The 18501-nt window shown below is 37.8% G+C and carries 16 protein-coding genes; 2 read left to right on the top strand and 14 right to left on the bottom strand.

The genetic code is table 11. The annotated features are described in order from the left end of the window. Window positions 1-96: 96 nt before the first annotated feature. Entirely contained in the window at window positions 97-345 is a 249-nt protein-coding gene (locus HZF24_RS06380; protein WP_179237463.1) for a helix-turn-helix domain-containing protein, read from the top strand. A 77-nt stretch (window positions 346-422) separates the two neighbouring features. Here the strand turns inward: HZF24_RS06380 and HZF24_RS06375 are convergent, their stop codons facing one another. From HZF24_RS06375 to HZF24_RS06320, 12 genes are all read right to left on the bottom strand, one after another. Beyond that, window positions 423-689, bottom strand: coding sequence for a DUF6809 family protein (locus HZF24_RS06375; RefSeq protein WP_179237462.1), 267 nt, complete (start codon window positions 687-689; stop codon window positions 423-425). Window positions 690-1050: 361 nt separating this feature from the next. Then, a complete protein-coding gene (gene rlmD / locus HZF24_RS06370) occupies window positions 1051-2682 on the bottom strand; it encodes a 23S rRNA (uracil(1939)-C(5))-methyltransferase RlmD (protein WP_179237461.1) in 1632 nt (543 codons plus the stop codon). A 174-nt stretch (window positions 2683-2856) separates the two neighbouring features. After that, window positions 2857-3687, bottom strand: a complete 831-nt coding sequence (gene larE / locus HZF24_RS06365; protein WP_179237460.1) for an ATP-dependent sacrificial sulfur transferase LarE — start codon at window positions 3685-3687, stop codon at window positions 2857-2859. Then, the gene (gene larC, locus HZF24_RS06360) at window positions 3672-4964 is read right to left on the bottom strand and encodes a nickel pincer cofactor biosynthesis protein LarC (RefSeq protein ID WP_179237459.1); all 1293 of its coding nucleotides are present in this window, start codon (window positions 4962-4964) and stop codon (window positions 3672-3674) included. The genes larE and larC overlap by 16 nt, the downstream gene beginning before the upstream one ends. Window position 4965: 1 nt before the next feature. Beyond that, window positions 4966-5709 carry a nickel pincer cofactor biosynthesis protein LarB gene (gene larB, locus HZF24_RS06355; RefSeq protein WP_179237458.1) on the bottom strand — a complete coding sequence of 248 codons (744 nt, stop codon included), beginning with the start codon at window positions 5707-5709 and terminating at the stop codon, window positions 4966-4968. Next, window positions 5706-6326 carry an ABC transporter ATP-binding protein gene (locus HZF24_RS06350; RefSeq protein WP_179237457.1) on the bottom strand — a complete coding sequence of 207 codons (621 nt, stop codon included), beginning with the start codon at window positions 6324-6326 and terminating at the stop codon, window positions 5706-5708. The genes larB and HZF24_RS06350 overlap by 4 nt, the downstream gene beginning before the upstream one ends. Continuing rightward, complete coding sequence (locus HZF24_RS06345; RefSeq protein ID WP_179237456.1) at window positions 6323-7267, bottom strand: ABC transporter ATP-binding protein; 945 nt, start codon at window positions 7265-7267, stop codon at window positions 6323-6325. The genes HZF24_RS06350 and HZF24_RS06345 overlap by 4 nt, the downstream gene beginning before the upstream one ends. A 43-nt stretch (window positions 7268-7310) precedes the next feature. Further along, window positions 7311-8135, bottom strand: a complete 825-nt coding sequence (locus HZF24_RS06340) for an ABC transporter permease (protein WP_179237455.1) — start codon at window positions 8133-8135, stop codon at window positions 7311-7313. Further along, a complete protein-coding gene (locus HZF24_RS06335) occupies window positions 8132-9124 on the bottom strand; it encodes an ABC transporter permease (RefSeq protein ID WP_407695748.1) in 993 nt (330 codons plus the stop codon). The genes HZF24_RS06340 and HZF24_RS06335 overlap by 4 nt, the downstream gene beginning before the upstream one ends. Continuing rightward, on the bottom strand, window positions 9121-10728 hold the full coding sequence (locus tag HZF24_RS06330; protein ID WP_179237453.1) for an ABC transporter substrate-binding protein: 1608 nt from the start codon (window positions 10726-10728) through the stop codon (window positions 9121-9123). The genes HZF24_RS06335 and HZF24_RS06330 overlap by 4 nt, the downstream gene beginning before the upstream one ends. 360 nt (window positions 10729-11088) lie before the next feature. Beyond that, window positions 11089-12291, bottom strand: a complete 1203-nt coding sequence (locus HZF24_RS06325; RefSeq protein WP_179237452.1) for an EAL and HDOD domain-containing protein — start codon at window positions 12289-12291, stop codon at window positions 11089-11091. 71 nt (window positions 12292-12362) lie between these two features. Further along, window positions 12363-14525 carry a helix-turn-helix domain-containing protein gene (locus tag HZF24_RS06320; RefSeq protein WP_179237451.1) on the bottom strand — a complete coding sequence of 721 codons (2163 nt, stop codon included), beginning with the start codon at window positions 14523-14525 and terminating at the stop codon, window positions 12363-12365. Between the two features lie 207 nt (window positions 14526-14732). Here HZF24_RS06320 and HZF24_RS06315 point away from each other — a divergent pair, with 207 nt between their 5' ends. Then, entirely contained in the window at window positions 14733-16442 is a 1710-nt protein-coding gene (locus HZF24_RS06315) for a methyl-accepting chemotaxis protein (protein WP_179237450.1), read from the top strand. A 55-nt stretch (window positions 16443-16497) separates the two neighbouring features. Here HZF24_RS06315 and HZF24_RS06310 read toward each other — a convergent pair whose 3' ends face one another. Then, window positions 16498-17502 (bottom strand): NADH:flavin oxidoreductase, encoded by a 1005-nt coding sequence (locus HZF24_RS06310; protein WP_179237449.1) that lies wholly within the window; start codon window positions 17500-17502, stop codon window positions 16498-16500. Window positions 17503-17574: 72 nt separating this feature from the next. Continuing rightward, the gene (locus tag HZF24_RS06305) at window positions 17575-18462 is read right to left on the bottom strand and encodes a LysR family transcriptional regulator (RefSeq protein ID WP_179237448.1); all 888 of its coding nucleotides are present in this window, start codon (window positions 18460-18462) and stop codon (window positions 17575-17577) included. Window positions 18463-18501: the final 39 nt, after the last annotated feature.

Here is an 18501-nt window from a genome sequence, read left to right as displayed (position 1 = left end):
TATATATTTTTTATACTGCATAGAAGACAGTAACCCCTGTATTATACCATGTTAATCTTCCATTTTCAACCTGCTACAATAAATAGAGGTGAGAAAATGGGTACTAAGAACAAAAATTCAGATAAATTCAGAGATGAGATTATAGAAATTGGTTTAAAAATAGGCTACCTTAGAAGGCAAAGGGCTATGACCCAAAATCAGTTAGCAGACAAGGCAGATATCTCTGTGGGCTTTCTATCTCAAATTGAGGCTCCCAATATGGCTATGAGTTTTTCCCTAAGCACACTGCTTGCAATAGCACAGGCTTTGGAAGTGCCACCTTCTAAAATCCTTGAATTTGATTAAATCATCTATAAAGCATATCAAATAATTATAGCACTCCCGTAAACAAAACGGGAGTGCTATTTTACACGATTTTCCTACTATTTATTTTGAATATCCATTATCAGCCTTGCACCACTTGTAAAAGCATAAAAGAACATTCTATCAGTTTCAAGACAAGTCTGTCTTGTGTAAAGGTCTGCAAGCAGTTTTAACTTTTCTCTTTGCTTATCATCCAAAATAGAGGATAAGTCTTTTGTCAGGTCTGCTATCTTCTCTGATAGGTCTTTCCACTCAGGAGAAATGTTGAACCCAAAATCTTCTGCATAGGAAGCAGCATTATTATATAATTCCTCTAACTCATTCACGTTATCACCCACCAATCTTAAATTGGTCACAGTGTAACGCGTAGCGGATTGGATATCAATCCTAAATTTTATTTGCACCTCTTAGAGTAGATACCCCTTTTGATATATCCCATATACCCAACTTCACCTATCAGCTTTATCTATTGTCATCTATACGTATTATGTTTGAACGTCATATATGATGTTTACCAATTATTTACATTTATAGTATGGGTTAATTATATACTCATATATGCATAAATTTATGTCCATTTTTTCTTCATCAGTAAAAAGTTTTTATTTATGTTCCTGATATACTATTTTAGTCTACGAACTAACGCACTGTACCCTCATATATTTTTTACTGCCTACTAACATTTTTCTATATCATCCTAAAATGCTTTAATGTTTCTGTTATGGCTTTCTCCTTTTCTGGTGGACATTGTGGCACTCTTGCATCCTCTGATTTTGGAAGGTTATAGTTTGTTCCAACCTCTAATCCCAACTTTCTTTTAACCTGCGAAATATACAAACTTGATACCTTAAAGCCGTGATTCTTTTGAACATAGTCTTTGATTTCCTCATAAGTAGCTTTACTTTCAGAAGCAGTAATATCAAGCTCATCAAGGTTTAAGTCGATTTCTATTCTGTCATCAGGATTTTTTCTGGACAAACAAACAACCGTCTCAACGTGCACCGTCCACGGGAATTGGTCGACAGGCTGAACTTTTTGCAATTTATATCCGCTGCTTTCTAACAGCTTTATATCCCTTGCTAAGGTTGAAGGGTTGCAGGATACGTATACTACTTTTTTGGGTGACATGCTGATGATGGTGTCTATTACTTCTTTTTCGCAGCCCTTTCTGGGGGGGTCGACTATAACTATGTCTGCTTTTATATTTTGTTTGTAGAGTTTTGGGACAATTATTTCTGCTTTGCCGGCGAAAAATTCAGTGTTATTTATATTATTTCTTTTAGCATTTTCTCTTGCATTTATAATTGACTGCTCTACTATTTCCACTCCGTATACCTTTTTTGCTTTTTTTGCTGCCATTAAGGAAATTGTACCTATGCCGCAATATATATCAAAGCAAATATCGTGTTTTCCTATGTCTGCATATTGGATGGCTGTCTGATATAGCTTTTCTGTCTGGACAGGGTTTACTTGAAAAAAAGTTTCAGGTGATATGGTAAAAACTAAATCATCAATCATATCTATGATTGTACCTTCACCATATAGGGTAATATTTTTTCTTCCCATGATTAAATTTGTATTTTTATTGTTAACGTTTTGTACTATGGTCTTTATATTTGGTACAAGTGATACTAATTCGTTGATTAATTCGCCCTTGTTATGAAAATTATCCGTCACAGTAACAATTATCAGCATCAAATCATGTTTACGGTTATTTCTGATTACAATATTTCTTGCAATTCCCCGGTTTAAATTCTTATCGTAGGCTTTGATTTTGTATTTCACCATCAGATTTTTGAAAGCTTTTACGACATCATCCGCTTCCTTGCTTTGAAGCATACAGCCATTAATATCAACAGTATTGTATGTACCCTGCTCGTATGGTCCGATTTGTATTTCATCATTTTTTTCTATAACAGAAAATGCTATTTTATTTCTGTACCTATATGTATCTTCCATACCTATAGTGTCATATACTATTGATTCTTCAAATGATACATTTGATCTTTTAAGTTCATTAATTACTCTGTTCTTTTTATACTTTAACTGCTCGTTATAATCCATATGCATTAACTGACAGCCGCCACATTGCTCGTAATGTTCACAAGGTGACTTTATCCTGAATTCAGAGGGTTTAACAATATTTATTATCTGTCCTACAGCATAGTTTTTCCTTGTCTCTGTTATTTCTATCTCAACTACATCTCCTGTAATTGCTCCGCTTACAAATACAACAAAGTTATCTATTTTAGCGACTCCCTGTCCTGTGTGATTTAAATCTATAATTTCAACCTCAGTTATTAATCCGTTTATAAGCATAATTACTCCTATTTCTTTGTTATTTTAATTATACCTTTAAATTTAATCTTGTCAAATTAAACCGGATTATCACGATTATACAAATAGCTCAATGTAAAAGACTGACTCAGAATCAAAGTTACAAGTCAGCCTCAGCAAATTTTAATAAAACCACTTTACAAAGTAAGTTTAAAGTTACAGGACCGGATCTATTCCAATATCCATGCTGCCGGACCTAAAGCCTTCCAAATCCACGGTAATATAAGAAAATCCCATTTCCTTTAAATCAGAAACAATTCTTTCCCTGTTATTAATCAGCCCTTCCATTGCTTCTGAATCCACTTCAATACGAGCAATATCATTGTGGAGCCTTAAACGAACATTGCCATTTATCATGGTTCGCAGAAACTCTTCTCCCTGCCCGATGCGTTCAAGAATATCATAATTAATTTCAGTATTGTAGGGCAGGCGGGTTGCCATACAAGGAGCTGAAGGTCTTGAAGCAACAGAAATTCCATACTCTGCAGCAAGTTTTTTCACCTGAGCCTTGGTAATGTGAAGCTGGGCCAAAAGACTTACAATTCCAAGTTCTCTTAAAGCTTTGATTCCCGGGCGGTATACGTGCATGTCATCCTCGTTGGTTCCATCCATAACACTTGAAATCCCAACCCCTTTTGCAAATTCCTTAAGCGTCTTAAAAAGCTTGTTCTTGCACAGATAGCAGCGATTTACAGGATTGAAACGTATTTCCTCCTGTTCCAGTTCATCCACAGTAACAACCTTGTGAATTCCACCCAGTTCCTTTGCCACTCCGGCAGCAATCTCCAAATCACAGGATGGGTGCAGGCGGCTGTCAAATGTAACTGCATATACCTTTTTTCCTGTTTTTTTCACGGCGTCAGCAGCAACCTTTAACAAAAGACTAGAGTCCACTCCTCCTGAAAATGCCAGACAAATATCCTCTTTAGCATATTCAGCCATTGCTTCTTCCAATTTTATTTTTATATTTTCTAATTCTTTTTCCATATTCTTTCTGCCTCTTCTCTGATTGTATAGTACACTGTCTGATAGTCCAAATCATTCTTTCTGCATATTTTTCTGATGCTTTCGTATTCAGGATAAAAGAAAGTTCTTTGTCCGCGCCTGCAAATTTTCACTTCTGCCTCACCAAGCTCTGTATTGATGATTCTTTTCTCCCTGCTTAAAATGGTTCTGGACACCGGATACCTTCTCAAACCTATGGTTGTAGTCTGAGTAAACATAATAGATTCCAAGCTGTATATGTCTTCCTCCCTGCATATTAAGGACATCATATAGGCCGGTCTGTTCTTTTTCATATAAATCGGAGTATACCATACATCCGCTGCTCCTGCTTCCAGAAGAAGTTCCATTACAAATCCAAGGGCTTCACCGTTGGAGTCATCAATATTGGCTTCTAAAACCCACATCTGTTCTGCTTGCTCACCCGTATTTTCTTCGCGAGTAGAATCCTCAATTATCATAGCTCTGAGGACATTGGCTTGTTTAAAATCTTTTTTGCCGGCACCAAGACCCGTTCTTAATATGCGGAAGGTAGCCGGTAAGTTTTCTTTGGTCTTAAGCGCTGCTGCTATTGCTGCTCCGGTAGGAGTTACCATTTCCCCCATATTATCTGTAAAACGCAGCTTCAGTCCATGTGCCGATGCAATGTTCGCAGTTGCAGGTACGGGAACCGGTATAACTCCATGCTGGCACCGAACAGTTCCAAAGCCCTCCGCCAAAGGTGAAACCACCACTTCCTCAATCCCTAAATTGTCAATACATATTGCAGTTCCTACGATATCTACGATGGAATCAATTGCTCCGACCTCATGAAAGTGAACCTCATCAACAGGGATACCATGTGCCCTTGATTCCGCTTCCGCCACAATATCAAACATTTTTTTAGCCATGTCTTTTACTCTTTCGCTTGTTTGCAGCTTTTCAATAATAGCGTAGATGTCATGGATATTTCTGTGTGGGTGTTGTTGCTGATGTTCGTGGTGATGTTCATGTTCATGCTTGCAATCGTGCCCATGCTCATGATGGCTGTGGTTATGATGACCGTGATCATGAGCATGCTCCTCTTCCAAACCCACATTGAAATCATAGGCATCCAGCCCGCATTTCACAGTCCTCCCGAAATGAAGATGGTATCCGCTAATTCCCAAGCTATCAAGAGCCTTTACTAAAACCTCTTTGTCAGCCCCTGAGTCCAGCAGAGCCCCTACAGTCATATCTCCGCTGATTCCTGAATTGCATTCAAAATACAATATTTTCCCCATATTATTTCACCGCCAGTCTGTTTATTTGTGTTGCCAAATAACCTGCTCCGTAGCCATTGTCAATATTTACTACTGATATTCCATTGGCACAGGAATTCAGCATGGTAAGAAGAGCCGACAATCCGTGAAAGCTGGCTCCGTAACCTACAGAGGTAGGAACCGCAATAACCGGGCTTTCTGCCAGTCCTGCAATTACCGTTCCCAGGGCTCCTTCCATTCCTGCAACTGCAATGATGCAGTTAGCCTTTGCTATACGTTCTCTCTGAGACAGAAGGCGATGAATACCCGCTACTCCCACATCGTAAATACGGTCCACATAGCATCCGAAGTATTCTGCTGTCTGAGCCGCCTCCTCCGCAACGGGTATATCCGCCGTTCCGCCGGTGCAAACCGCTATACAGCCCTTTTTCTCTTTTCCCGGACGCTCAACCTTCAAAATTCCTGATATGGGATCATACTGCACCTCTGGCACAATGCTCCTTACAAGCTCAAACTGCTCCTTTGAGGCTCTGGTTCCCAAAACCTCTCCGTCTCTGTCATAAAATCTCTTATATATTTCCACTAAGTACGGATCCGGCTTTCCCTGACAGAACACTGTTTCTCCAAAGCCTGAGCGAAGTACCCGGTGATGGTCCAGCTTGGCATATCCCAGATCCTCATAGGGAAGATCCTTTAATAGCTTTTCCGCTTCAATAATCTCCATTTCTCCGGATTTTACCTTATTTAACATATCTATTATATTCATTGCTTCACTCCTAACTGATCCAAATTAATTCTTCTTGTACACACACGTTTCAACAATCCTTCCGAATGGCTTACCACCATTAATCCTATACCCCTGAGAGTTATTTCCTCCATAAGAAAATTCCATATCTGGCTCTGTGTAATCAAATCAAGCATGGTGCTTATTTCATCTGCAAGCAGGAATCGTGTTCCCTGTCCAAGTGCTCTGGCAATACAGAATCTCTGAAGCTCTCCGCCCGAAACCTCTGAAGGATAGCGTTCCAGCCAGTCAGGTTCAATCCCCAGACCTTCTATTACATGCTTTTCTACCCTGTCTCCTTCTTTTAAAACCTCTTTTAGACGAAACCTTGGATTTACGGATAATTCCGGATGCTGCCATACCATCTGAACAGGGCAATAGCCTTTATATGCGAAAAGCTGTTTCCCATCTAAAAGAACTGCACCTGAATCCGGTTTTTCGTATCCTGCCAGAATCTTGCAAAGGGTTGTTTTTCCAAAGCCGCTGGGAGCGGTAATTCCAAGACGCTCATCCTTATCCATATGCATGCTTAAATTGTTTATTATCTTTCTGTTTCCGTTGTCATAACGGAATGAAATATCAATTGCTTCCAACCTCATCTAATTTCACCGCCTGCCATTATACAACGCACCATGCCCCCTTGGAAGTTTCGGTACTCCACTTCCTTAAGGCATTTCTCCTGCACATATTCACACCTTGGAGCATAAGTACATCCATCAGGTCGATTTTCAGCGTATGGCTGGGTGCCCGGCTCCGCAGAAAATCCGTTATCCGGCATAGCGCGATAAAGTGCTCTTGTATAAGGATGACGAAGTCGATTTTCTTCTAAAAAGTCAGAGGCCCTCGCCTCTTCTAAATTGGTTCCTGCATAAAGTACAACTATTCTGTCCGCAACCTCAACAGCCAGCTCCAAATCATGGATAATGAGAAGCACCCCAGCTCCCTCATCCGCAATTTCCCGGAAATGGGACAGTACACGCCTTGCGATATCAATATGCAGACCGGGAGTTGGCTCATCTGCAATCACCAATCTTGGCTGCTCCATAACCGCAGTGGAAATCAAAATCCTTCTTATCATTCCGCCGGACAGCTCAAAGGGATATAGATTTTCAGTGTCCCTTTCAAGTCCGTAACACTTCAGCACCTCCAAGCTTTTCTGCCTGCTGCTCTCATCCTTTTTCCCTTTTCGAATCTGCAGTCCCGTCTTCATCAGGGGATCCAGATAGGAAACACTCTGAGGAACAAGGACTATTTCTTTTCCTCTGAGCTCCCTCATTCTCTTTTCCGTAAGAGTTTCTCCATAGAATGAAATTTCTCCGTTCCTGGTGGCATTGTAGGGCAAAATTCCTAAAACACTGTGAGCTAAAAGACTTTTTCCCGATCCGCTGGAACCCACCACTGCCACCATCTCACCCTCCTTGACATCCAGGCTTAAATCCTTGATTGCAAGGAGATTTTTCCAGCGGAATGCTCCCTCGTACTGAGAAAATGACACAGATAAATTTTTTATTGATAATATTTTTTTTCTTTCTTCTAACATTTTGTCCTCCAAGCTTTCCCTGAAAATTAATCTGTATAGCACTCTATTGATGTATACGTCCCGGATCTATCAACCGCCCCAAGATGTCTCCCACAAGATGAAACAGCACTACCACTATTGTAAGAAGCAATCCCGGAAACAATGCCAGCCACCAGCTTCCCATTGTTAGGTATTTCATACCTTCTGACAGGATTATTCCTACAGCCGGCTGCTCCGGAGGAAGCCCGAAGCCAAGAAACGTAATACCTGCCTCGTGCAAAATCGCATGAGGAAACAGCAGTACAAAACCTACTAGAACCTGTGGCAGCAGATGAGGAGTCATATGCTTAACTGCTGTTTTAAGCTTACCATGTCCAAGCTTTTCTGCTATTTTAATATACTGGCTTTCCTTTAACTGCAAAACCTCTCCGCGAATCAAACGAGCCAGTGAAGTCCAGTGAGTTATAGCTATGCCTGTAACCACTCCTTTAAATCCTTTTCCAAGGGCAAAGGATATGAGAACAAGTAAAAGAATATGAGGAATTCCCATAACCAGATCAATAAGACCCGATACAAAACCATCTGCTGCCTTTCCCATGGATGCCCCGATTATTCCAAGAGAAAAAGCAATAACAGAACTGACTGCAGCAGCTAAAACCCCAAGCATGATGCTCATGGAAATACCGGTCATAGTTCGTGCAAACATGTCACGACCCATCCAATCTGTACCAAAAGGATAGGAAAAGGATGGAGGAAGATTTTTTCGGGAAAAGTCAACGACCATTGCTTTATCGTAAGAGAAATACCCGATAACGGTAACTACAGCCAAAAATATAATTGAAAGAACAAAAAAGCAATACATGGTTTTCCGACTGTTCCATTGTTTCATATATTGTTCCTCGCTTTACGTATCCTTGGATCTACAATTCCATACAAAATATTGGCGGTAAAATTACCCGTAAATACAATTGCCGCACTGATTACAGCAATTCCCAAAAGCAAGGGTACATCGCCGCCAAGCCCTGCCGTTACTGCCGCCTGACCTATACCGGGGTAAGAAAATACCTGTTCCACAAGAACAGAGCCCCCTATAATCTCACTTATGGATGCAAACTGAAGTGTCAGTGCAGGTAAAAGAATGTTACGGATACCGTGTCCTAAAACAATCTGAGTTCCTGTTTCTCCTCTTGCTTTTGCAAAAAGCACATAATCACTTTCCATAACCTCCAGCATTTTCTCCCTTGTATGGAGAATCATAGAAGAGATTCCTGTTATGGAAAGAGTTAAAACCGGCAATATGCCGTGAAGTATCCTGTCCCTGATGGTAACTTCTGCCGCTTCTGTTCCTATAGGAACACTTAAGCCTATGGGAAGTATTTTAAGCCATACACCAAAAAGCATCAAAAATACAAGAGCCAGCCAAAAAGCCGGCGTACTGGCAGTAATAAGCGCATAGGCTGAAATTCCCTTATCCAGTCTTTTTCCTCTGTTTGCCCCCGCAAGGATTCCAAGAGAAAACCCAACAATACCGGAAATCAGCCATGAAATCCCCAGCATTAAAAGTGAATTTGACAGTTTCACTCCTATGACGCGGGAAACAGGCTGTCGGTATAACAGGGAAACACCCATATCTCCCCGTATGAAATCACCTGCCCAGGAAAGATATCTCCTGACAGGGGAAATTGAGGTTCCCCAATATTGTGACAGCTTTTCAATCTGCTCCTGACTCATGGAGCCCAAGGCCGTCTGACCTACATTTACCTTTAAAGGATCTATGGGAGAAACTGATACCAGAAAAAAAGCAACAATGCTGACTAAAAACATGAGAATCGCCATTCGTACAAAATTTTTCAATATAAACAGAAATTCCTTTCTCATTCCCATCCCCATTGATCTACGTTATTGACAATCGACCATCCATGTCCATGAGGATGGATCTTCTGCTCTGCAACATTGAGGTCTTCCCTTGACCAATATAAATGATCAATATTTACCAGCCATACCCATGGGATATCTCCTTCATGAGTGATTCCGGTTTCTCCATCCCACTGTGCCTTTCTCCAGAGCTCATTGGATTTTCCCATATCCTTTTCAGCCAATGCTTCATCCATGTACCGGTCCACACGGACATTGGCATATGGCGAATAAGCCGCAAGTCCGGTATCCTTCATAGTATGATAAATATTATAAAATTCCATGGGAGTATGAGCTCCCCAACCCCAAACAAGTGGGTTGGACTGAGCAGAATCATAAGCTGTATCCCAACCTACTCCTTGTATCTGCCCGTCAATTCCCAGTTTCTTTAACTGATTCACCGTATCTGCCGCGAGAGCCTGGCGTACAGAGTCGCTGGCCGGATAAAGCAACAGAAGCTCTGCCCTTTTTCCGTCTTTTTCTCGTATTCCATCCGCACCTTTCAGCCATCCCGCTTCATCAAGCAGTGCATTTGCACCTGACTGGTTATATTCTGCTTTAGAAGACGGCTCATACCATGGCATTTTGTCACAAACGCTGTATGCGGGACTTCCATATCCGTTCAGTACATTTTCAATCATTTCTTCACGGTTTATTCCCATATTAATTGCTCTTCTGACTTTTACGTCACATGTAAAATCATTTCCAACAGGAACCCCGTCTGCTGAAACGCTTCCCGATGGAATTGCCGGAAGATTAAAACCCCTGTTGTCCACTGTCTGAAAGGATAAAAGCTCATAACCGGGTATGTTCATATTTGCATAAGGGGCTGCCGTATAAGCCAGATCTGCCTGTCCTGCTCTTATGGCAGCCAAAGCACCATCCTCTTCCATAAAAAGTATGGTAACTTTTTTAATATTAGGTGCTTCTCCGTAATAATTTGAGTTGGCTTCCAAAATCACCTGCTGACCTCTGTCCCATTGTTTCAATACATACCTTCCCGAACCCACAGGGTTCTCTCCGTAATTCGGTCCATAACTGTGTTCCGGCACAATTCCAACTGTTGCCATGGTATATGGCCATATGGAATATGGTCTGTTCATATGGAATACTACAGTTGTACCATCCGCTGCCTCTGCTCTGTCCAGCATCGTAAAATCATTAACAGAGCTTGTACTCTTTAAGGTGTTGTAAGTAAATGCTACATCCTCTGCTGTCAGCTTTTCGCCGTCGGTAAATGAAACATCATCACGAACTTTTACAACCCAGTTCAATCCATCATCACTTACCTCCATTGACGTTGCAAGATCGTATCCAATGCTTAAATCCTTACCGGTAACCGTAAGGGTACTCTGAATCAAAGGCTCATGTACGTGCTCACCGGCTCCCCAGCCATACGCAGGGTCAAAGCCTGCCTCAGGCTCTGATGTTACACCCATTACTACCACCACGCTATCTCTTATTTCCGAAGAAAAGTCCGGTGTTTCTGTATTTTCATCTTTGCACCCCGAAATAAGCAATATAATCATAACCATCATCAAAATAATATTAATTCTTTGTTTTGTCATAACCCTCTATATCTCCTCTCTGTCTGTTATGTCAATATAATGTCTTGACTCACTTAATTCATCATTTCAAAAAAAAGAAAACCATAGAAGAGTTTTCGAACTTCTTTCTATAGTTTCCTACTATGATTATACTTATGAAATTTCATTTAGTGATACGTCAACTTACTAATATATGGCTAGACATTTTGTCTATTATTATGTATTTCTTATACATATTATTTCAAAAAGAAGTATATCATCTTACGTTATTTACGTCAATATAAATATTCCTTTAGTTTTCGTAAAACAATCCATAGTATGGTAAAATACAATTTCACTTATCACAAGATTCAAAGAAACACACAAGCTATCCTCTGATAATTAATAATCTAATTTCATTACCCATTTCAGTGCGTCAATGTAAACAAAGGAAAGATTTTCTCGTGTTATAAAATAATCCTTGCTATTATCTAAAGCATTAAATTTTAATAATTCGTAATTGATCACAATGTCTAATAACCTTTTTATTTCATTATCCACACCTAACAAGGCATCTTTAACATCATCAGCCAGACAAAGCTCCTTCACTATTTCATTCATATCCCTATTAAGAAGAACATTAATTGAAGAGAACATTCCCGTCATAAAATATTCAGATTGCCTATCCGTTTTTCCCGTCTCCAATGCTAAAAGCTCCATGAATTTTGCTCTTATAAAACAGTTTCTTATTAATTCTTTATTTTCTATAATCTGTATATCCTTGAGCATCATAAGATAAACCCATTTCTTAATTTCAATTAAACCTAATTGAACTAACGCCTGTTTAATAGACAATATTTGATTCCTCGTTCCAAAGAAGGCAGAATTGGCAAGCTTTAATAATTTATAGGAAAGTCCAATATCAGTTTCTATTATCTGTGAAATTTTTTGATAATCCGGTTCTTTCTTATTTAATTCATTCATAATTCTAATCAAGCTGTTATTCAGGCTTCCTATCTCTTTGCCCTTAACAATTACGGGTTTACTGAAAAAATAACCCTGAAAATAATCGTATCCCATACCTAAAGCTATCATATATTCTTCTCTGGTTTCTACCTTTTCAGCTAAAAACTTGATTTTATTTTTATACTTCTTTATTAATTTTCGTTGTGTTTCGTGGTCAACGGCTGAAAACTCTATTTTAATTATATGAGCAATTTCCATCAGAGGAAGATACGATTCGTTAAAGACAAAATCATCAAGCGCTATTAAATAACCGTTGTCTCTTAACTTTGTGCATGCAGCAATTATATCCTCATTTATTTCCACTCTTTCTAAAACTTCAACAACTGTTGTATCTACGGGTAACAATAATGGAATCTCCATTAAGAGCATGTCCTGAGAAAAATTAATAAAAGCCTTAGTTCCGCTCGTAAGTTCAGCCGAATGCATTGACAAAAAGTAATTGTTGATTAACTCGGCTGTTGCCTTATTATCATCAACTCCTTCAAAAAAATTGTTCATACTCCTTCGATAGAGCAATTCGTATGCAAAAACATTCATATTTCTGTCAAAAATAGGCTGTCGTCCTACATAAATATCCATTATATCTTTTCCTCACCTTTAGTTTCTATATACCTTAAATATAGTTACCCATCATTCAAGCATATAAACATCTATAAAGTATTCTTCATTTTATCATGTAAATTCATTATAGCCATATTTATTAGAGATTCATAATCATGTATATCATCTGAAATAGAAGCAACTGAATAATTTGCTAAAATTCGGACATTATTTTTGTCTTCTTTAAGCAAATTATTTCTGAACTTATTATCAATTATTTCAGCCATATGATTTGCTTTCTCAAAATCAGAATTGTTAAGCACTGTTATGAGAATATTCCCCATATACCGTCCTGTCCAATCATCATGGTTTTCTAAAGAACTGATAATCAATTGAGCATACTCACGCATTATCTCATCATCAATATTGTAACTATATTGATTACTCAGCAAATCATAACTGTAGATTATTGATAGAACTATGGAAAATGGCATTTTTTCATGACTGCTTCTGCGCAAACAAACAGGCAATTTTTCGTCTATAAATTGTCTGCAGTAAAGCCCTGTAAGCTCGTCCCTGAAAAATGTACTATTATCAATAAAATCCTGTATTTTAAAATTATCTGTATTAAATCCGATATCAACATTATTATATGTAACCTTTTTCAAGAATTCTATAACATATATCTTTTTACCTACGATTTTCGGGGTGGCTATCACTGTAAAAAAATTACTATTATTCTGATGATCGATTTTCATAAATGTGTCATTCATTATATAAGCCATGGTAGAAATACAGTTTTTGCATGATTCATTCCTACCCCAGAAATCATAACAAGTTCCTGAAAAAACACTCTCATTATCGTTAGATATAACCCATGACATATGCTTTATTGGATCAACAATTCGCACTATATCATATAATTCGTTACATATTGACTGTTTATCGCTAAGATTTTCGAAAACAACAGGAAGAAACTCATCGGCAGAATCTTTATCGGACTTTGATTCTGTATTCATACAAGCCGTATTTCTGAAATCCGACGGTACAACACCTGTAAACTTTTTGAAAATTGTTGCAAAATGATTCTGATAACTAAAACCTACCCTTAAAGTAATCTCAAGAATGCTTAAATTTGTATTAAGCAGCAGTTTTTTGCTCTGCTCGACTCTTATTTTGTTTATATTGTCCATCAGGTTGAATCCTGTCTCTTTTTTAATCATATTTGAGAGATATGCAGGGCTGAGATCAGTATGTTTTGCAAGCTTGTCTAACGTTATTTTTTCTGTGTAGTGTGCTTCTATATATTCAATTACCTGCCGTATAGGTTTTGTATAAGATATTTTCCGACTGGATGCCACGATTTCAGTAAACCTTACCATTGTACTTTTCATCAATTCATATATATCGTTAATATTGTCAAGGATTTCCATCTGACGAATAATCTTATCCGCAAGATCTAATGTTTTGTAATAAGGAGCATTAGCCTCAATCGCAGCATAGCAGCTCATGGCACAAACCTTAATTAAATTATTCTTAAGTGAACGTATATAGCTTTTATCCTGAAGCTGATCCATAGGTATGCTTCCTGCATTAATTTCATTTACAAGGCTTAGCAACGCTTCAGTATCACCTCTTTGAATACATTCCTTAATTGTTACGTAATTTGAAAATGTACTGTGTCTTGTTACGGCATCTTTGATTATATCGGCACGGTTATTAGGTTTCACAATACTAAATTCGATTTCAGGGTTGACATCATCTTTGCCTTTCAGAACCTGCCTCGGTGTTCCTTCGGAAGAAAAAGCACTTATTAAACTATTAAGTACCATTCCCATAGGCATTATTCTGTCATAAGGCACTACAGGAACTTTCAAAAGCAAGGACCTCATTGTCTTCCTTTTTTCTGTCGAAAGATTCATGGAGTCAAGAAGCTTTTCCACCTCGTATGAATACAGCTTATTAATAAAGACAAATTGTGTAACGAAAGCGCCAACATATCTATTGTCGTTATAAAGAAACCTAACATTGCAAACAAGGTTAGATTCTAAAGAAAATGTATAAAACATATTTTGTTTAATTGATAAAGATGAAAATTCTTTTGTTAAAAATGAAGTTATCCTGTTTAAGCCTAATCCAATAAAATTATTGACAATATTCTTCGAAGGCAAGCACGAAGTAATATTAAGTTCCGTGTCAAAGAATAAAATACCTATTTCGGTAGCTTTATAAAAATTATTTAATATTTCATGTATTTTATCATCATTTAACATAATAAATTCACCTCGAATACGATTATATGTACGCTAGCATTATTTGTCAATTTTACTTTGTAAAAATTATCACAATTTTATATCAATAATCTTAATTTTATATCCATCAGATTGAAATAAAGGCTCAACTAACTTATTTTAAGGTCGATTATTAACGTAGCTAATTTCAATTATTCAATTATGAGGAGATCTTGAGGAGGAGATTGAATGAAAAATTACAAAATACGCAAAAAATTATTAGTAAGCTTAGGCTCTCTTGGGGTATTGCTTTTAATTATGTGTTCCGTAGCATTTTATTGTATTATTATGACAAATGCACGGCTTGAATCAATTTATACCAAAAATTACACAGCATCAAATGCCATAGGCAGAATACGTGAAATATACCAATACGAGCGTACCGTTTCAAGAGATATTGCTACTATGGATGTAATCAGCTCCGCAACTGTGAAACACGACGGAGCGGATGCGGTCAGCTCCGCAACCATAAATTATGTTGAAGAATTAGATGATTTGCAAATAATGATGAAGGAAAACTTTGATGTATATGAAGCCACAATTAAAACTCAAGAAAGTAATGAAATTTTTGAGAAAATAAAATCTTTATATTTTGGTGATTATGCAAATTACAAAGAAACACTAAAGAATTATGCAGAACAAAAGAACTCATCCGCTGCCCTTGAGCATTTACTTTCAGACATAGAGCTTAATGATATTATGTATGGTTATCTGACACAAATTGAGGAGTTGAATAAGGGGTACATAGAAAATGCTATGCTGGAATCCCAAAGGGTAGCAATTATAACATATGCCACAGGCATTCTATTTGTTATTTTTGCAGTATTCTGGCTGCTATATTTAGTAAAAACATTGGACAAAATGATTGCCGGACAAGTAGAAAAATTGGTTAAGGCCACAAATGAAATCGCTGTGGGAAATGTAGATGTTCTGGTTGAAATCGACAGTGAAGATGAAATTGGTCAATTAGCAAAAGATTTTAACAACATGATACATGGAATCCGGGAACAGGTAAAAATCGTAGAAGCTATAGAGGTAGGCAACCTGACCGTTAGTACCATTCCTCGCTCCGATAAAGATGTAATGATGTTATCACTTAATAAAACCATAGGAAATTTAAATAATTTATTGGGGAGCTTTAACAATATAGCTGAGCAGTTAAATGCAGGTGTTAAGGAAGTAGCAAGTGCAAGTCTTAATATTGCTTCCGGTGCCACAGAGCAAGCATCATCAGTTCAGGAATTGAATAATTCTATTGCTGAAGTTCTAAAAGAAGCAAATGAAAATGCATCTCACGTGGAAAAAGCATCAAAATATACAGAGCAAGCAGAAAACGGAATTAAAGAAAGTAACATACATATGTCTGAAATGCTTAAAGCCATGGAAAAAATAGAGGAATTTGCCACAAAAATATCAGGTATTACAAAGATAATTGATGATATTGCCTTCCAGACAAATATTCTTGCTTTAAATGCTTCCATAGAAGCAGCACGTGCAGGTGAGGTGGGGAAAGGTTTTGCGGTAGTGGCAGAAGAAGTAAGAAATCTTGCAGTAAGGTCAGGTGAAGCGGCAAAAGAGACGGCGCAACTAACCTTTGACACCGTGGCAGCTGTTGAAAACGGCACTCATATAGCTTCAGAGACTGCCCAGGTATTACAGGATGTTTCAATTAAGGTATCTTCCGTAGGTGAGATAATGTCTATGATAGAAAACGGATCTTTCAATCAAAAAGAAGCAATAGAACAAATAACATTCAACACAGAACAAATTTCCGGTATTGTGCAAAGCAATGCGGCTTCTTCGGAAGAAGGTTCCGCTTCCGCAGGAGAATTATCTACACTGGCAGCTCTGCTTATGGATGAAATAAACCAGTTCAGGTTAGCAGAAACAGCTTCATAGATAACACAAAGGTGAAGTCAGGTCACAAGACCGGTACTTCACCTTTTTTATACTCTTATTTCAATGAAGATATGGCTCTTCTTGCCCATTCGGAGTCTTTCAGTATAGCTCTTCCAACACCTATTAAATCTGCTTTGTTATTGTTTAACAGGGCTTCCGCCGCTCCTATATCCACAATTCCTCCTGTTAATATAACCGGAATAGTAACATTGTTTTTAATTGCTTCTGTCAGCTCACCGAAGTAACCTTGTTCTTTTACACCGGGGCGTACATATCCACAAAAGCCGCCTGATATATCCAATAAATCTATTCCCGCTCTTTCAAATTCTTTTGCCGCAAAAACACTGTCATTTAATGTACTCCCGCCGTCCATATAATCGCAGGCTCCTAATCTTAAGGCAACCGGATAATCATTGCCAACCACCTTCCGAACAGCATTTATGATCTCCATATGCAGCTTTATTCTTCCATAAATTGAAGTTCCGGCATATTCATCGTCCCTTTTATTTGTCAAAGGTGAGAAAAACTGATTTAACAAATAGCCATGGGCGGAATGAATTTCCACACCGTCAAAGCCGGCTTCTTTTGCTCTGCTTGCTGCACGAGCGAAATCTCCTATAACTTTTTCAATATCTTTACTGTCCATTTCTCTAGGTAATATTTCTGTTGCCGTCGGTCTCGGAATTTTAACGGAACTGGCACTTAGAGGCTCGTGTCCTGTAATTTCTTGTATTGCGGCTCCTCCTGCATGATTAATCTGGGCCATCACTTTTGTATTGTTTTGATGAACTGCTGATACCAATTTTTTTAATCCGGCAATGTCATCATCATCCGATATGGATAGTTGTCCTTTACTTGCCTTTCCTTCCGGACTTATATAACTATGCTCTGTTATAATCAACCCAATATATCCTCCATTGGATTTTTCAGCGTAGTAGTTACATAACTGCTCTGTAACTTTACCGTCGTTTTCTGCTTTGGCAGTTGCCATCGGCGGCATGACTAGGCGGTTACGAAGCTCTGTATTTTTGATACGCATTGGTTTATTTATAATGCTCATATTCTTCCTCCTGATTTATTATTATCACTTCTCACATAAGCCAAACACATCTTACAATAAGTATTTTACCTCTCATGTCTTATCATTTACTTTATTCTCAATTATTTCAATCAACGTTTTAAAGCTCTTTGTTTGAAACTTATCTTTATGAAATACAATATGATTTATATTAACTAACTCAAAATCATTTACCTTTATTTCAAAAATTTCACCATTGTTGATTTCTTCTTCTATCAGAATTTTAGGTAACACACTTATTCCTAAATTTTGTTTTACTGCATGAATAAGAGCTTGTGAATTTATACTTATCCACTCGGGATTTGCTTTTAAATTATCTAACAATAATGCACTGTCAAAGACATCACGGATTGCACTGCCTTTTTCTCTGAGTAATAATCTTTCCTGCACTAACTTATTGATATCTACAGATTCTTCTGAGGCTAATTTATGCCTGGGAGAACATATTATTGCTAATTTGTAGGACGAGAATGGAATTTTTACTAATTCTTCATTATAGATAATTCCTTCAATTAAGCCTATATCAATTTCATTGTTATATAGCATGTCTTCGATTCTTCTGGCGTTTCCGACTATAACCTTTGTCGGAGTATTCTTATAAATTTTTTCAAATTGCACTATTGCTTCAGGCAAAATAAAGTTCGCTATAGTTATACTCGATCCAATTTTAATAGTTGCATTGTCTTCCAGCTCTTTAACATTTCTTTCTAAACCGTCATACAGTTCTAACAGCTTTATTACCTTTGCCAAGAATAATTTGCCTGTTTCATTTAAATAAATCCTTCTTGAAATTCTATCAAATAAATACACACCTAAATGACTTTCTAATTCACCGATTGCGCTGGAAACTGCCGGTTGTGTCATGAACAGCCTTTCTGCCGCCTTTGTAATACTTTCTTCTTCACATACCATTTTAAAAATACGCAGATGTCTTATTTTCATATTTACTCCCGATTCATTACCCTTTAGTTATGTATTGTA

Origin of the sequence: Sedimentibacter hydroxybenzoicus DSM 7310 (assembly GCF_013403245.1) — a bacterium.
Taxonomy (GTDB): Bacteria; Bacillota; Clostridia; order Tissierellales; family Sedimentibacteraceae; genus Sedimentibacter; species Sedimentibacter hydroxybenzoicus.
The sequence above is the reverse complement of the archived record's forward strand: the minus strand, read 5'-3'. Positions and strand labels throughout refer to the sequence as shown.

Excerpts from the sequence above, each read along its gene's own strand:
- HZF24_RS06340 (WP_179237455.1), bottom strand. The coding sequence starts at position 8,135 with ATGAAACAATGGAACAGTCGGAAAACCATGTATTGCTTTTTTGTTCTT.
- HZF24_RS06310 (WP_179237449.1), bottom strand. The coding sequence starts at position 17,502 with ATGAGCATTATAAATAAACCAATGCGTATCAAAAATACAGAGCTTCGT.
- HZF24_RS06350 (WP_179237457.1), bottom strand. The coding sequence starts at position 6,326 with ATGAGGTTGGAAGCAATTGATATTTCATTCCGTTATGACAACGGAAAC.
- HZF24_RS06305 (WP_179237448.1), bottom strand. The coding sequence starts at position 18,462 with ATGAAAATAAGACATCTGCGTATTTTTAAAATGGTATGTGAAGAAGAA.
- HZF24_RS06335 (WP_407695748.1), bottom strand. The coding sequence starts at position 9,124 with ATGAGAAAGGAATTTCTGTTTATATTGAAAAATTTTGTACGAATGGCG.
- HZF24_RS06345 (WP_179237456.1), bottom strand. The coding sequence starts at position 7,267 with ATGTTAGAAGAAAGAAAAAAAATATTATCAATAAAAAATTTATCTGTG.
- HZF24_RS06325 (WP_179237452.1), bottom strand. The coding sequence starts at position 12,291 with ATGGATATTTATGTAGGACGACAGCCTATTTTTGACAGAAATATGAAT.
- larC (WP_179237459.1), bottom strand. The coding sequence starts at position 4,964 with ATGGGGAAAATATTGTATTTTGAATGCAATTCAGGAATCAGCGGAGAT.
- larE (WP_179237460.1), bottom strand. The coding sequence starts at position 3,687 with ATGGAAAAAGAATTAGAAAATATAAAAATAAAATTGGAAGAAGCAATG.
- rlmD (WP_179237461.1), bottom strand. The coding sequence starts at position 2,682 with ATGCTTATAAACGGATTAATAACTGAGGTTGAAATTATAGATTTAAAT.
- HZF24_RS06380 (WP_179237463.1), top strand. The coding sequence starts at position 97 with ATGGGTACTAAGAACAAAAATTCAGATAAATTCAGAGATGAGATTATA.
- HZF24_RS06320 (WP_179237451.1), bottom strand. The coding sequence starts at position 14,525 with ATGTTAAATGATGATAAAATACATGAAATATTAAATAATTTTTATAAA.
- HZF24_RS06330 (WP_179237453.1), bottom strand. The coding sequence starts at position 10,728 with ATGACAAAACAAAGAATTAATATTATTTTGATGATGGTTATGATTATA.
- larB (WP_179237458.1), bottom strand. The coding sequence starts at position 5,709 with ATGAATATAATAGATATGTTAAATAAGGTAAAATCCGGAGAAATGGAG.
- HZF24_RS06315 (WP_179237450.1), top strand. The coding sequence starts at position 14,733 with ATGAAAAATTACAAAATACGCAAAAAATTATTAGTAAGCTTAGGCTCT.